9 protein-coding genes are annotated in these 16,821 nt (G+C 39.1%); 7 read left to right on the top strand and 2 right to left on the bottom strand.

Translation table 11 applies throughout. The features are described 5' to 3' along the window. Positions 1-219: 219 nt before the first annotated feature. Positions 220-3,348, top strand: a complete 3,129-nt coding sequence (locus ACY650_RS09500) for a CHAT domain-containing protein (RefSeq protein WP_462254101.1) — start codon at positions 220-222, stop codon at positions 3,346-3,348. Positions 3,349-3,378: 30 nt separating this feature from the next. Here the strand turns inward: ACY650_RS09500 and ACY650_RS09495 are convergent, their stop codons facing one another. Beyond that, positions 3,379-4,419 (bottom strand): TolB-like translocation protein, encoded by a 1,041-nt coding sequence (locus tag ACY650_RS09495; RefSeq protein WP_462254099.1) that lies wholly within the window; start codon positions 4,417-4,419, stop codon positions 3,379-3,381. 29 nt (positions 4,420-4,448) lie between these two features. Between ACY650_RS09495 and ACY650_RS09490 the strand changes: the two genes are divergently transcribed. Continuing rightward, positions 4,449-4,898 carry a nuclear transport factor 2 family protein gene (locus ACY650_RS09490; protein ID WP_462254097.1) on the top strand — a complete coding sequence of 150 codons (450 nt, stop codon included), beginning with the start codon at positions 4,449-4,451 and terminating at the stop codon, positions 4,896-4,898. Between the two features lie 51 nt (positions 4,899-4,949). Here the strand turns inward: ACY650_RS09490 and ACY650_RS09485 are convergent, their stop codons facing one another. Next, on the bottom strand, positions 4,950-5,741 hold the full coding sequence (locus tag ACY650_RS09485; RefSeq protein WP_462254095.1) for a DUF6503 family protein: 792 nt from the start codon (positions 5,739-5,741) through the stop codon (positions 4,950-4,952). A 345-nt stretch (positions 5,742-6,086) separates the two neighbouring features. On the opposite strand from ACY650_RS09485, the gene ACY650_RS09480 reads away from it, so the two are divergent. The 5 genes from ACY650_RS09480 to ACY650_RS09460 are packed head-to-tail and all read left to right on the top strand — an operon-like array spanning position 6,087 to position 16,820. Beyond that, complete coding sequence (locus ACY650_RS09480; RefSeq protein WP_462254093.1) at positions 6,087-6,422, top strand: PadR family transcriptional regulator; 336 nt, start codon at positions 6,087-6,089, stop codon at positions 6,420-6,422. After that, positions 6,423-9,053, top strand: coding sequence for an ABC transporter permease (locus ACY650_RS09475; RefSeq protein ID WP_462254091.1), 2,631 nt, complete (start codon positions 6,423-6,425; stop codon positions 9,051-9,053). After that, positions 9,046-11,595, top strand: coding sequence for an FtsX-like permease family protein (locus ACY650_RS09470; protein ID WP_462254089.1), 2,550 nt, complete (start codon positions 9,046-9,048; stop codon positions 11,593-11,595). Before ACY650_RS09475 ends, ACY650_RS09470 begins: the two co-directional genes overlap by 8 nt. Next, entirely contained in the window at positions 11,588-14,185 is a 2,598-nt protein-coding gene (locus ACY650_RS09465) for an ABC transporter permease (RefSeq protein ID WP_462254087.1), read from the top strand. Before ACY650_RS09470 ends, ACY650_RS09465 begins: the two co-directional genes overlap by 8 nt. After that, positions 14,178-16,820 carry an FtsX-like permease family protein gene (locus tag ACY650_RS09460; protein WP_462254085.1) on the top strand — a complete coding sequence of 881 codons (2,643 nt, stop codon included), beginning with the start codon at positions 14,178-14,180 and terminating at the stop codon, positions 16,818-16,820. Before ACY650_RS09465 ends, ACY650_RS09460 begins: the two co-directional genes overlap by 8 nt. Position 16,821 lies beyond the last annotated feature (1 nt).

Below are 16,821 nucleotides of genomic sequence, written 5' to 3'. Positions count from 1 at the left end.
GTCACATTTACATTTTTAACATTTTGTTATTTCGATCAACCCACTCCCTTCGACCATGAACGGTTCCTTTTTGGATGTAGAGATACATTATCTTTATCTTCTTATATGTTAGCCAATTTTTGTATGTCCTAAAGGCTTACTTTCTTAGTATCAAAATCACTACCATGAAATGAGTCCCGACAGGGGCGAATTCCATGTGAAAATCAAAAGATTATACACATGAAACTTCTGCAGACCGTATTATTACTGACAATATGCACTTCCGCTTTTTCGCAATATGCTTTTGAAAGCAAAAAGGCAGAAAAACTTTATTACAAGCTAGATGACGCATATTTAGACTATGACTACAACACTATTCTGGATAGGGAAGAGGAAATAAAAGAGACCTTCCTTACACAAGAAGACACCGTAGCAGCTAATATGTATTCATTTCTAGCTGAAGCTTACGATTATGAATTATCAGATTATCAGACAGCATTAGATTTCTATAGTCTAGAGTTGGAACTGAGAAGAAAAATAGAACCTGATGGTGATAACAAAGATCTGCTTTACAACATGGCAACTCTCCAAACGGAACTAGGCTACTATGGAGAGGCTGAGCAATTCTTGATTTCAATTCGCGAATCTGATGTTGAGAGTTATGGAAAGGCAAGTGCCGAGTATTTTGATTCTTCCAAAGCACTTATTGAACTCTACCTTCAAACAGAACAAGTAGAGAAGGGGCTTGTAGTCACTCAGGAAATTCAAAAAGAAGTCGAAAAAAATACCGTTGAAGAAGGTGTTTCATACAAATGGAGTGGAGATGCTTTTGCTATTGAAGGTTCTTTCAAAAAGGCAGAAAAGAACTTAAATAAGGGTATCAAAACTTTCGAAGAAAATGGATTAGAAGCCACATTTGAATACGCTTCAACGCTAAATAGCTTAGGGGTTCTTTACATGGAAAAAGGTAAGCTGCCTGAGGCTGAAGAAATTTTTGATCAGGCGCTCAATGTGTTAAATCGAATGCAAGGAGAAAATGAAGATGCAATTGCTGGTGTAGAAAACAATTTGGCACTGGTGTATTTCAATCTTGGCGATTATGAACGCACCACTAAGCTTCAGCAAAAAATCCTTGAGCAAGACAAAGAATATTATGGCGAAGAGTCTTTCACGTATGGTTTAAGCCTGTTGAATCTCGGTCTAACCTACCTATACGATGGACAATATGCCGAGTCAGAAAAATTGCATTTAGAAGCGCTGGAGGTCTTCGCTGCAAGTGGAGGCGAGGAAAGTATCGATTACGGTAGAGTCCAAAACAACCTTTCTCTATTAAATACCAAGAGAGGTTACATTGATCAAGCGCTTGATTATGGGCAAAAGGCTATTAAAACCTATGAAGCTTCACTGGGAGAAGACCACCCTGAAACTGCATTCCCATACTTCAACCTAGCTAATGCGCACCTTGGATATGAGGAAGTAGACAAGGCAATCCCACTGGCAGAAAGAGCTTATAACATTAGAAAAAAATCGCTCGGTGACAAACATCCTTATTTTGCGAGAAGCTCCAAGCAGTTGGCGATTATCAACTGGAAACAAGGAAATACGAAAGAGGCCCTAAAATTCTATATGGAAACTTTTGACAATTATTTCAACCAAATAAACACATTTTTCCCAGTATTAACTGAAGAAGAGAAAGCTACTTTCTACTACACAAATCTCAGACCAGCGTTTGAACAGTATGTTTCATTTATAGAAGAGACTTCAAGCGAGGATAAGGAACTACTGGGCGAGATCTATGACTATCAACTTTCGCTGAAAGGCCTGATAATGTATGCTACGTCAAAGGTTCGTGAGAGTATCCTTGCGAGTGGAGATGAGGTTCTTATCACGAAATTCGAACAATGGATTAGTCAAAAAGAACAACTAGCAAAGCTTTTTAGTGCAACAGATCTCGAGCTAGCTGAAAGGAACAGAAAGATAGATTCGCTAACGAATGCTTCAAATAAACTTGAAGAAGAGCTTAGTAAATCTTCGCAAACATTCGGCGAAAATTTTGCCAACAAGTCTATTTCTTGGAAAGACATTAGAGATAAACTCACCGAAGGTGAAGCAGCAGTAGAAATTGTAAGATATCGCGATTTTACTACAGATTCAGCAGGGGTATTTACAGATGAGGTGCACTATGCAGCCATGATTGTCAGACATGACACAGAAGATCATCCAGAAATGGTTATTCTTAGAAATGGAGCGAATATGGAGAAGAAGTATTTGGCCAATTATCGTAATGCAATCAAATACAAAATCTCAGAAAACTATAGCTACAAGCTGTTTTGGGAACCAATAGCACGAAGGCTGGATGGTATCAGCAAAATTTACTTTGCTCCAGATGGAGTCTACAATCAAATTAGTATTTATACCCTACAAAATCCTCAGTCTAAGGATTACCTGTTGAATGAGATTGATCTTGCTTTGGTAACAAATACAAAAGATATTTTGAAAGAGCGCGACACCTATGAAGCAGGTGGAAGAAGTGTATTTTTTGGATATCCTCAGTACAACTTGGGTGAAAATTTAAACGACGATGATGCTGACAACAGGGGAATTCGAGGAGTGAGAGGTGCTGATCGCGGCATGCGAAGTGGATCTGGAAAAGATGAACTTTCAAGAGGTGCAGCTATCCCAAGAGGAGTAAGAGGAAATCTTGTACGCTATATGAGGTCTTTCAATGGTTTAGGCATGCTTCCTGGAACCAAAAAAGAAGTAGAACTTATTGATAGCCTGTACAATAACAGCAATCGAGTAAGGGATACCTACTTTTTAGATGATGCTTTAGAAGGAACGGTGAAAGGCGTTAACAGCCCGAACATTCTACATATTGCGACTCATGGGTTCTTCCTTGAGCAAAGTGAGGAAGAAGAAACAGCAGATGCAGATTCATACGTTCAGAATCCTTTGCTTCGATCTGGATTAATTTTGGCAGGAGCCAATAACTTCATTTCAACAGGCGAGATTGCTTCTGAAGCAAATGGTGATGATGGTATCTTAACTGCTTATGAAGCCATGAATATGAATCTGGATAAAACAGATGTCGTGGTACTTTCGGCATGTGAGACAGGCCTAGGTGAAATAAAAAATGGCGAAGGCGTTTACGGACTTCAGCGAGCATTTCAAATTGCTGGTGCTGACGCTGTAATTATGTCTATGTGGACGGTTGATGATAATGCCACACAAGAGCTAATGACAACTTTTTATAACGAATGGCTATCTCATGGCAATAAGCAAGTGGCGTTTAATGCTGCTCAGAAAAAGTTGAGAGAAAAGTATAAAAAACCATACTATTGGGGTGCTTTCGTAATGGTCGGAGAGTAGCTTCAATTAAAAATAGTACCAAAGGGAAGGCTAACGCTTTCCCTTTTTTCTTTCCCATTTCTGAAGGTCTAAGATTAGAATCCCTCGACCTTTCCCCGCTGGGTCTTCGGCATGAGCATATTGGAATGCCATGTACCGGCCATCGTCACTAATAACTCCATTGGAAGCCTTATATTCTGGATTGTCGTTGAAATATGTTATCCGCTCTACTTCACCCGATTCATCCATCTTCATTTTGTAAAGATCCAACGTGAGAAATTCTTTCATCCCTTTGTACTTGGGTCTGTGTCTGTTGCTTTCAACCAAAAGACTTAAGCCATCTGGAAATGTGCCTTCGGCCTCATCGTACGTAGATTCACTTTTAGAATAATTTATGAAAACTCTCTTTTCCATATCATATCCAAGTACTTCTGCCTGAAAACCGAAATTGCCGCCAAAAGCATAAAATATGAGCTCATTTTCACTATTAGGTCTAAAGTTTTGAGTCTCCAAATCCCATCCTTTTGCTGGAGATGGGAGATCTGCAGATTGAAATAGTGGCTTCCAATTTTTCAATTTTGGTTTACCCCCATCATAAGTAATCTCGCCAGTATAAATCGATGAGCCCAACGCCCATGCGATTTTCATTTTAGTTCGCGAAACGGCAGGACCTTCCTTACAATGCACACCCAATGGAGTTGGTGGAGATTTGAGGTCACTTTTCAACACCCATAATTCTGTATTTCTTGCATCCCTACTTTTCCATGGATCATTGGAATCAAAATTTTTAGACCCCGATAAAAGTATATCTCCATTGGACAAATAGAGTGCTCTCACGAAGCCTTCATGAAAGAAGTGATGTGTCATCGGTCGAATTTTACCCGACGAAACCTCAACTTCGAATACATCTCCAAAAGTTTTCTCAATAAAAAGGATACGCTTGCCATCATGTGACCAATCTGCTCTTTGACCAAAATGTGTTAGCTGACTTATATAATCTGGTAAGTCATCCATGGGAGATTTACCATCTTGGGCAACAGCTGAAAAACAAAGGGTAACAAAAAGGATTAAAAAGGGGTATACTTTCTTCATAAAATTAAGGTGATATAATTCAAAGATAAATGAAACTACTGTCCGCATTATTTCTACTGCTTTTTACTATCGGATGTTCGGAAAAATCTAAACCTTCATTGGATGAGCTCTCAGCTGCAATTGAGGAATTTAATGTTGCTTTTGAAATTGGAGATACGACCAAACTGGCATCCATGATCACCGAAAATTATGTGCATACCAATAGCTCATGGAAATCTTTCGGTAAAGAAAAGTGGCTTTCATACATGAAATCGCGCCGAGAGAAATTAGAAAAGGGCTTAATTCGGGTAAGCGAATATAATATGGAAGAATACTCTGTTGAATTATTCGAAAACACCGCTTTAGTCACAGCAAAGATTATAAGCAGAGGGGTTGAAAATGATGAGCCGTTTGACAAATCTTTCAGAGTCACCAATCTATGGGTATTTCAAGATCATCAATGGAAAAGAGCTGGTTTTCACGATACACTCATACAATAAAAAAGCCAACTATCGCTAGCTGGCTTTACTGAAGAAAAAATGAATAAAATCTTAATTCCCTCCGCTATTTAGTGGTGCAATAGCAGCATTTTCAGGCATTGCAAAAAGGTTCTCATCCGGAGCTTCAGTCGACAATGCAACGTTCTGGAATAAAGTGGCTTCACCTCTAGGTTCTCCTACATTTTCATTTTCATAGGTAAACCATTGCAAAGATGTGGGTAGCACAACCCCGCTAAATTCTGTCCATCCATCATACTTTATCAAGCTATATCTATCGCTCGGCTCACCGCTTCTATAAGTCACGGTATACATTAGCCATTCCATCTTGCCAGTTTCCGGATCATACCAAATGATGTAATTGTCATCAGGCGCATCTCCGACGCCAGCATTGTAAGATACTTTCACTCCATTGTATGTTTTTCCCGCTAGTTCTTTCGGCTCTAGATCCTCATAAAATGCTCCAGGATCGCCAACTACGAACGGCATGGCGTAGAAGTAGAAAAATAAATTGTGATAAAATCTAGCCCTGCTTACGTCCAAAGAATCTGGCGAAACCCAAACTTCATTTCCATCAAATCCGATGGTTTGGCTAGGTGATTCAAGTCTAATCTTTCGGTTCTGAAGATTTGTAACTGTTGTCTCTTCACCTTTTAGATAAGACAGTGATTTCAATGATGACCATTGCTCATATCCTCCGTGTGCATCCAGTACTTTAGTTAAAGACTCAGAGTGATGAGCCGGCGCTTCATATACCGGAGCAGACTCCTCAGTTGTTTCTTGTTGGTTCGTTGGCTGACAGGCAATACCAATTGCCAAGATTGCCAGTAAAGTGAGTTTTTTCATTGGTAAAGTTGAAATTTTCCACGAAAGTATCCAGTATTTTGAGAGATCGTGCTCGGCTTCAATCTTAATAAGCTAAAACGTAATGGAGACTACACATGGCAGATGCCTCAAAGGTTGTTTAACACCAATTTGTTTTCAAGAGCCCATTCTGTAAGGCTATTGGATTGTCCAGAAAGCCCAAGTTTAGGGCTAAGGCAGCAAAATCGAAGAGCCACCTAAAAAGGTGGCTTTTTTTTATGTCTCAGAAGTGTTTTTCGAAAAATATTCACCCTAAACGTAACATTAAAACTACAATTAAGGTATAAAGAAATTATTATTACTACATTTGAGGTAAATATCAATAAAATGGGAAAACATCAATTAGGAGAATTCGAAGAAGTGGTGATGCTTACTGTAGCTATTCTCACTGATGACGCTTATGGATTTGCGATCATCGAGGAAATGGAACAGCGACTTAACCGGAAGGTGAGTATCGGTGCGCTACAAACCGTACTTCGCAGACTTGAGAAAAAAGGCTACCTGTCTTCTGAAATGGGCGAAGCGACCAAAGTTAGAGGTGGTAAGCGAAAGCGATTTTTTCACCTGACCTCAACAGGCAAAAACATCTTACAAGAAACCAAGGAGCAGCGATTAGGACTATGGAATGCTGTGCCAGAGTTTGTGGTGAAGTTTAGCTATTAAATGAGCAATAAAAACATGAAAGCTCCTCCTCATTGGGCCTTGCGGTTCTTTCGATGGTTTTGTGATCCGCTCTGCGCGGAAGACATAGAAGGTGACCTTCTGGAGCGATTTGAAAAAAGGACTAATGAAAATAAATCCGCCGGATGGCTCTTTGTACTGGACGTAATCAAACTCTTTCGTCCAGGTATCATAAAGCCAATCACAGGCAGTCAAAAACTAAATTATTTCGGCATGATCAATAATTATTTTAAAGTAGGACTAAGATCCATATTGAGACAAAAAGTTTTCTCATCGCTAAACGTCTCAGGACTAGCAGTAGGCATCGCCTCGTGTATTTTGATTCTCATCTATGTCAAAAATGAGCTGTCATATGATACCTACAATACCAAATATGACCGCATCTATCGTGTACTGCATTACTTCGGTACAGAAGAATTTGATCCGGAGAAACGATTCCCAATTTCTGAGCACCAAGTTTGGGGAAATGCACCAGTAGGACCCGAACTCAAGGACTATTATCCTGAAATTGAAAACATGTTTCGTTTTTCAAGTCCTAAGGCATGGTTACTTGAATACGGATCAGTACGATTTCAGGAAAAGAACATCGTATTTGCAGACTCCAATGCATTCGAAGTATTTGATTGGAAACTGATAGGTGATCCCAAAACCTGTCTTATTGGGCCAAATTCGATCGTGATTTCTTCGGAAATGGCTAAGAAAGTCTTTGGTGATGAAGATCCAATGGGGAAAACCTTGATGATGGACGCCGAAGATCCAATGCAAGTGACAGGAGTATATGAAATACCTAGCAATTCACATATCTCATTTGATGCAATGATGTCAATGAGCACATTCCGAAATTTTCGAGAGCAAATTTTCGAAGCATGGGGCTACGTAGACTTTTATTCCTACTTCACCATCAACGAAAATGCTAGCATTGATGCAATGACAGAAAAGATACCTGAGTTTATCAAGCATGCCGAAGTGAAAGGGTATACCATATCTTTTGAACCACTATCGAAGGCATACTTAAATTCTGAAGCTGGCCGACAACCAGGACCAGTTGGCAACAAAAACAACATCTACCTTTTCGTCTCTGTAGCAATTTTTGTTTTAATAATTGCCTCCATAAACTTTATGAACCTATCAACGGCACGCTCAGTAGAACGTGCTAAAGAAGTAGCAATACGAAAAACCATAGGTTCACATCGAGCTGCATTGATTTTACAGTTTCTTGTAGAGTCAGTACTACTTACATTCCTTGCAGGTATTATTGGCGTTGCTCTTGTGATTTTTGGTCACCATTATCTTGAAATATTGGTAGATAAAACCCTCCCTATTGAATGGTTATTCGAACCAAGCGCGGTTTTACTATTCATTGGAACTATGTTGATTCTAGGCATTATCACTGGAAGCTACCCTGCCTTTATCTTATCTAAATTTAAGCCGACTAAAGTGCTCAAGGGTTCATTTAAAAGTTCTTCTGAAGGCATCTGGCTACGAAAGTCTTTGGTAGTGCTTCAATTTTCACTTTCAATCATTTTGCTTGTTGGGACATTGGTAGTCTACAATCAGCTACAGTTCCTGAAAGACCATGAAAAAGGCTTTGATTCTGAACAAGTATTGGTAATTGACTATGCATGGGATGCTCGCGTCCAACGTAATATCGCAACAGTAAAAGAAGCATTTGCTCAACATAGTGCAGTTGCCTCAGCTAGTGCTTCACGAGCTACTCCAGGAGAATTTTTCCCCAATGGAAGTACAGGCATTCCAGACCCGACTACTGGAGAGTTAGTTTTCAATGATCCGGCGATCTATGAAGTAGATGAGGATTTTATTCCAACCTATGACATGGAAATTGTTGCAGGAAGAAATTACTCAAAAGAATTTCCGACGGACTCGACTTCCTCACTTGTGATTAATGCTGCATGCGCCAAGCTCTTTGGATATCCGAATCCAGAAGATATTATAGGAAAGAAATTCTCTCAATGGGGAAGAGAGGGAGTAGTAATCGGTGTCGTATCAGATTTCAACTATGTCTCTCTTCATAACAGTGTTGAACCACTTGCTTTAAGGTATTCAACCAAATGGTCTACTTCTAGATTGTCACTCAAATTAAAATCAAAAGACTATAGTCGATCACTTGCGGAGTTGGAGGAGTTGTGGAATGATGTCGTTCCTTATCATCCATTCGTTGCTTATTTCAACGACACTAACTTCAATGAGCAGTATGAAACAGATCAGCGATTTGGGAACGTTTTCTCAGTTTTCTCAGGCTTTGCAGTGTTTGTAGCATGCCTTGGCCTTTTTGGACTGACCATCTATAGTACGACGCAGAGAAGTAAGGAAATAGGTGTTAGAAAAGTACTGGGTGCCTCTGTTCCTAGGCTCGTATCTCTTCTCACCGTAGACTTTGTAAAGCTATTCTTGGTTTCATTAATCATCTCAATACCGATATCATGGTACGTCATGAGCAGATGGCTAGAGAGCTTCGCATATCAGGTTTCAATCGATTGGAAAATTTTTGTACTCGCTTCGTGCATTACGCTATTGGTTGCGATTATCACTATGAGTTTTAAAACCATAAGTGCCGCTTTGGCAAATCCGGTTGAGTCATTAAGAGATGAATAAGCAACCACCAAAATATACACTCAGATTCTTTCGATGGTTCTGCAATCCAGAGTTTGCAGAAGACGTCGAAGGTGATCTGTTGGAACGGTTTGAAAAAAGATTAAATGAAAATAAGCTCGCAAAGTGGCTTCTAATTAAAGATGTTTTAAGGCTTTTCCGTCCATCTATGATGCGGAAACCACAACTTAAATTTTTGGATACTATGTCAATAATTCATATCAAAACAAGTTGGAGAAACTTACTTAAGTACAAGGGGTACTCAATCACGAATATCATGGGATTAGTCTTTGGACTTGCTGCTGTTTCTATCTTGGTAATGATCATTCATCATGAATCCAGCTATGATGAATTTCATTCAAAACATGAAAATATTTATAGGGTAGGAAATAAGCACCCGGAAGGAGGAACCAGTGATATGATTGTCACACCCCAAACCCCTTTGATGAAAGATGAGTATCCTGAAATAATTCGTTCCACTCGCTTTTTTGGAAATTATTTGCTCCTGGAAAATGGCGAAAAGGTGGTGAAAAGTGAATTCCATTTGGTAGATAAAGACTTTGCCAAAATGTTTGACTTTCCTGCAATAAAAGGAAGCTTAGAAGAGGCCTTAAGTATCAACAAAATCGCCATCACTGAAACACTTGCAAATGAGCTTTTTGCCTACGAAAATCCTTTGGGTAAAACTATCCGGCGAATTGATGAAGATCAGTTGTTTACTGTGGTATGTATCCTTAAAGATCCTCCTTCAAATTCGACATTAACATTCAGCGCATTGACTTCTTGGGAGAACGCACCTGAGTGGTTAGATGAAGATAAAGTAGGCAATTGGTACAATACTTTTAATGTGGGATTTGTAGAACTGCAACCTGAAATCGAAAAAACTTACGTTGAGAGTAAATTTTCTGATTTTACTAACAAACATTTTTTAAAAGATCGCAAAGAATGGGGTTTACATTTATTCCCATTAGAAGGTGAATATGCACGGTTCAACGATGGTAGCCAAGTTGGTTTGGTTCTCACAGCAATTGCTTTTATCATTCTGCTGGTTACTGTTATCAATTTTGTAAACCTTACTGTTTCGCATTCATTGGGAAGAATTAGAGAGGTAGGTGTCAGAAAGACATTAGGTTCGTCAAAAGGTCAGCTAGTAGTACAATTTTTTACTGAAAGCTTACTGGTCACTTTAATCGCAATGGCTATTGCTATCATAGTAGTATTTCTTACTACTCCTTATATCGCCAATTACTTCGAATTTGGTATTGATCAAAATCTATTACTAGAGGTTGAGGTGTTATTAGCACTAATCAGTCTATGCTTCTTCATTGCATTTTTATCCGGGTTCTTTCCTTCATTGCTATTTACCCGAGTTCATATCATTCAATCACTTAAAGAACAGTTGGGGAAAGGCAGGTCAGGGAAGTGGGTAAGGAAACCTCTATTAGTAGTTCAATTTGCATGTTCATATTTTCTACTGTTGATGTCATTCGTTATTTGGAGCCAAGTAGATTATATGAAGTCAAAAGACAAAAACTTTAGCGGTAAGAACGTCATTGCAGTAACAATGTGGGAAGAGATGTTCAAAAACCCAGAAGAATCGATGAAAAAGCTACAGGTATTGCAAAATGAGCTAGAGAAAGAAAGCTTCATTAAATCAGTTTCATCATCAGAAAAAGTACCTGGAAAGTACAATAGAAATTACAACAGCTTTACAGATAAAGACAATCAAGAACATTCTCTTTTGCAGCTCTGGATCGATCACAACTATTTGGAAACAATGGAAATTGAGCTTGTTGCAGGTGTGAATTTCACAGATGGTAAAAATCAAAACTGTGCCTTAATCAATGAGGCCACCATGAAGGTATATGGCTGGAAAGACCTAACTGATAAATACTTACTGAGTGGTGGCAGCGGAAAGCCTCAAAAGGTGATCGGCGTTGTTAAGGACTTCAATTACAGCTCTCTAAAGGAAGAAATCGAACCTATTTTCATAAGATACAGCTCATTGGGGAATACACTGGCAATCAAAGTGGCCGAAGGCTTTGAGTATGATGCTATCAAAGCAATATCTGCTATGTGGAATGAATTAAATGCTTACACCGAATTAGACTATTTCTTTGTAGATGAAGAGTTTGATAGACAATATGCAGAAAATGAAAAGCTTGGTACAGTGGTCACGCTTTTCTCAGGGTTGGGAGTTATTATAGCTCTATTTGGACTGTTCGCATCGGTCTCATATTCTATTAAGATTAAGCAAAAGGAGATAGGAATACGAAAAGTAGTTGGGGCTTCTAAAAGACAAATTGTTCAACTTCTACTAAAGAACTATGTATGGCTTATCCTAATTGGACTTACCATTGGTGCCATTGTAGGATATATCTCATCAGCACAGTTTTTGGAAGCATACGCATATAGAATCTCCAGAGAGCCTTCATTATTTATTTTAAGCGGATTGCTCATTGTTGGATGTGCGGCGCTTCTCACAACAATGCAAACACTTAAAGTTGCTAAAGTTAATCCAAGTCATTCTTTGAGAAGTGAATAAACAACCACCAAAATATCCACTCAGATTCTTTCGATGGTTTTGCAATCCAGAGTTTGCCGAAGACATCGAGGGCGATCTGTTGGAAAGGTTTGAGCAACGTCAATCCAAAGTGTTTTTTACGATTGAAGTTATTAAGCTGTTGCGGCCAGGTATCATTAAAAACTTCGAAGGATCAACGAATCTTAACTATTACGGCATGTTTAAACATCATTTAAAATCTGGTTGGAGGAATATCTGGAGAGACAAATCCAACGCATTTATAAATATTGCTGGGCTATCAACGGGAGTAGCCGTATGCCTTGCAGCGTTAATTTTTTTCCGCTACGAAACCAGTTTTGATAGTTATCATGAACGTTCTGAGCAAACCTATCGAGTTGTGCAGCATACTCAACGAGCAGATGCAGAACTTTACTGGAACACAACAGCTTACCCTCTTGCAGCAGCCTTAAGAAGCGACTTCCCAGACTTTGCGGATGTCACTCAAACTGCAGGGCCAATGAAGCGCCTTTTCATGCTTGAAGGTCAAAGTGCTAACGTAGTTAGATTCGAGGAAGACCATGTGCTGTTTGTAGATCATCGATATCCCGCCATTTTTGATTTTGAATGGATCTCTGGGGATCCCAAGACTGCCCTTACGGGACCGAATTCGGTGGTTATTTCTGAGCGGATAGCAAAGAAATGTTTTGGTGAAAATTTTGATCCTTCTTACCCAATTGGACAAACCTTACTTCTAAACAACAAAGATCCTTTGATTATTTCGGGTGTAATCAAGAACCCAACATCGAATAGCACATTGAAAGGAAATATGCTGGTTTCTTACGAGTTTTTCAGGGTTAACAACCCTTATCCAAGTAGCAATTGGTCTGGGAATTATCGAGGTACTACATTCATCACTTTATCTCAATCTTCTGATCCAGAGCAAGTGGTTTCGAAAATAAATGACTGGAAAAAGAAGTACTTATCAGAAGAGGATGACCAAATCATTTCCTACCAACTTCAGCCTTTGGCAGAAATGCATACAGAGACAAAATATGGAGCAGCTCCAGAAGGCTATCAAATTTCAAAAGAGATCTTAAATACGGCACTGGTAGTTGCCGCTTTTATCTTGCTAATAGCAGTTGTAAATTTTGTGAACCTTGTGACAGCCAGAGCAAGTACACGTTCCAAAGAAGTTGGTATCAGAAAAGCAATCGGTGGATCTAAAACAGCCTTGCTTTCTCAATTTTTAATTGAAAATACCATCCTGGTGCTCATTTCAATGGGCATTGCGCTTATGATGTCCGTTATCCTTCTTGATGAAATTAACAGACTGCTTGAGACCGTTGGTATGAATTTATCATTTCAACTCACAGATTTAGTGATCGGTTTAGGAATATGCTTCATTACTGTTTTAGTTTCATCCATATACCCGTCCTATATCCTTTCTTCCTACAAGCCTGTAGAGATTAGTAGCCTTGGGCTGAAAAGTACCATGAAAGGCCTTGGTTTCAGAAAGGGATTGAGTTTCACGCAATTCACGCTTGTGCAAATCTTCATTATCGCAGCGCTCGTTGTGGGCGCACAACTGAAATACTTTCAGACTAAATCACTTGGCTTCGACTCAGAACAGGTTGTAATGATACCTGTCCCTAGCGCTGACAAAGTTGAGTTATTAGGTTCATTGCTTCAAGAGAATAGCAATATCAAGGACGTTTCGATTGGATCTGGCCCTCCCATGGGAGTTGAAGATTTTGCTCTTGGAACTACCTATCGATTACCTCATCAAAATCAGAATGAAGGTCTGAGTGCTGAAATGAAAATTGCAGATCCCAATTATCTTTCATTGTACTCCTTGGAACTTGTTGCAGGTCGAAATTTCATTGACAATAAGAACCGTTTCGATGAATTCATAATCAACAGAAGAATGGCAAGTTCGATGGGCTGGAGTCCTGAAGAAGCCTTAAATAAAAAGCTAAGAATCAATGAAGGAGAAGCAACAATTGTTGGAGTAATAGAAGATTTCCACAATCAGTCCTTGAAAGACGATATAACACCCGTCGTGCTTATGAATTGGGAAGCTTGGAGGTGGCAGGCATCTATAAAAATCACATCCTATGACGGTTTGATCGCCTGTGAAGAGATTTGGAAAGCTCTTTTTCCAGACCAAATATTTAGCTACCACTTCCTCGATGACTCCATTGCCAATGAATACGTGATTGAGCAACTCATTTTCAAAGGTTTGAGATTCTTGTCGACGTTAGTCATCCTTATCGGATGTCTCGGTTTACTTGGGTTGGTTTCATTTATGGTCATCCAGAAAACCAAAGAAATTGGTGTTAGAAAAGTTTTGGGAGCTAGCGTAACTCAAATACTACTCCTATTTTCAAAGAGCTTTATCATCCTAATTTTGGCTGGGTTTATTGTGGCTGTTCCTTTCTCCTACTACTTCTTGGATCAGTGGCTCAATTCCTTCGAATATCAAATTCCATTATCTCCGTGGATGTTTATTGCTGGAGGTGCCATAACTCTTGTTTTAGGTGCATCTATTTCAATTATTAAATCATTTAGTGCTGCTAGCGCTAACCCTATTGAGGCGTTGAGGAATGAATAAGCGGCCACCTAAATATCCACTTAAGTTCTTCCGATGGTTTTGTCACCCAGACTATCGAGAAGATATCGAAGGGGATCTCAACGAAAGGTTTGATCAAAGACCTTCAAGATGGCATTTTGCATTAGAGGTATTGAAGCTGCTACGACCAGAAATAATTAGACCAATTACCGGAACCAAAAAACTGAATTACTACGGAATGTTAAAACATTACTTACTCATCACTATTCGGAGCTTTAAGAAAGAGAAAAGCTACACGGTAATCAACCTGTTTGGCCTGATTTTATCCATCAGTGTCAGCCTTTTGATTTGGCAATATATTGATGCCGAAAGGTCAGTAGATAATTTCCATTCTGACGTGAATAACAAGTTCAGAGCGAACTATTCATTCTTTCAGGAAGGAACACTCAAAAGGACTGAGTCTATGACTCACAATGGCCTAGGCCCTGAAGTTGAGGAGTCACTAGCTGGCGTCAAAAATATGGTGAGGGTGCGACCCATGTTCGCTGATGAAGGAGTAATCATATCCCACAAATCTGAAAATGTCTTTTCCTACGGAGCCTACTATGTAGAAGATTCATTTTTAGACTTCTTTAATTATCCTCTTGAAATGGGGATTGCATCTGAAGCTCTTTCCAAACCAAATAGTATCGTATTAAGCAAAAAGGCTGCGATAAAGCATTTCGGTGATGAAAATCCAATGGGAAAAACGATACACATCAGTGGCGGCGCCTTGACCGGAGATTTTATTGTTACAGGAGTTTTAGAGAAGACCACAAAAAGAAGTCACTTCGATTTCGAATATCTGATCCCACTTGAATATATGCTTGCGCATTATGGAATTTATACTCGACATAATGATTGGCATTGGTCAAACTTTTATACGTTTTTCGAATTGGAAAGCGGTACCTCTCATTCAGCATTTGCAACACGTGTAGATGATATCATAAAAGGAAACATTGGTGAAGATTTGGCCTCAAGAGATGAAACCCTAAAAAGTAGTTTCCAGCCAATTAGCAATATCTATTTAGATCCAGCTCTGGATGGAGATAGCGGACTCTTCAAAGGGAATGCACTCAATCTTCAGACATTTTCGATTGTGGCTATCGTCGTATTAATAGTCGCCGGTATTAACTATATCAATCTAGCATCGGCAAGAGCAATTAAGAAGAAAGACGAGGTTTCACTGAAAAAGGCTATTGGAGCAAATGAACCACAGCTGATTGTGCAATTTCTATTTGAATCATTACTTCTCAATTTATTCTCATTCGGTGTTTCTCTAATTGTTTGTTATTTGATAAGTGCGAATCTTCAGTCTCTTATCGGAATTGAAATGGATTTCTTACTTATCCAAAACCAGGAATTCTGGATGATCGCTGTAATAGCTCTTTTAATGATCAGTCTACTAACTGGTCTATATCCAGCGCTCTTAAGTATCAAGTTGGGTTCACTTCGATTAGCGAAAAGCCAGATGCTCACTACATCAAAAGGCTTACTCATAAGAAAATCCCTCATGGGTTTTCAATTACTCATTTCTTTGGTTTTGGTAGCTGCAACTTGGCTGGTTTACAACCAGGTTAATTATATGAAAAATGCTGAGATGGGTATCGCTACCGATCAACTATTTGTGATACAAGGCCCCAGAGCTGTCATCGAAGAAGGGAGAGATGTCATGGTAACCAAAGAAAAGCGCTTCAAAGAAACACTTTTAAGCCATTCAAGTATTGAATCAATAAGTGCGACAAGTAATGTCCCCAGTACTGGAGAAGTCTGGTCTGGTGGTGCTAGAAAACTGGGTGACCCGATCGATAGTCAAATGCAGGCTGATGTTATTCTAGTTGATCACCACTTCTCAAAGACGTATGATTTAGAACTCTTAGCAGGTGATCACTTGCGTGAAGATATGCGAGAGTACGAGGGAGTTTTAATAAATGAAACCGCATTAGCAACTTTCAATATCACCTCTCCTGCCGAAGCAATAAACTATAGCCTTGTACTTACAAATTGGGATACCATGAAGATTCATGGAGTGGTAAAAGATGTCAACTGGAATTCACTCCATGATGCAGTGGAACCAACCATTTATTCAATCAGTAATTATCCCGCATTTTTCACATTGAAAATCAATACAGAAAACCTTCAGCAAACATTAGGTTTGGTTGAAAACACCTACAATGAGCTTTATCCTAAGGACCCCTATATCAACTTTTTCCTTGATGATGAATTCAATTCACTATATGAATCTGAGAAACAATTTGGTCAAATTTTTGGAACCATGGCGCTTATCGCAATTAGCATATCAAGCTTAGGTCTGCTTTCATTAATTGCCTATTCACTATCTCAAAAAGTGAAAGAAATTGGGATAAGGAAGGTGCTAGGAGCCAACAGCAAACAACTTTTTCAACTCCTTTCAAAAGAGTATGTTCAGGTACTTCTTGCATCTTTAATAGTCGCAATTCCTATCATATTTATTGGAGCGAAAAGTTGGTTAGACAATTTCGCATACCGGGTTGAGATCAATATTGACTTATTCTTGCTTCCGACTCTTGTTATATCTCTAATTACCTTCATTACTATCAGCAATAAAATCCTGACGGCAATGCGAATAGATCCTGCTGAGCAATTGAGAGATGAATGAT

The organism is Ekhidna sp. (genome assembly GCF_963691765.1).
GTDB lineage: Bacteria > Bacteroidota > Bacteroidia > Cytophagales > Cyclobacteriaceae > Ekhidna.
The sequence above is the reverse complement of the archived record's forward strand: the minus strand, read 5'-3'. Positions and strand labels throughout refer to the sequence as shown.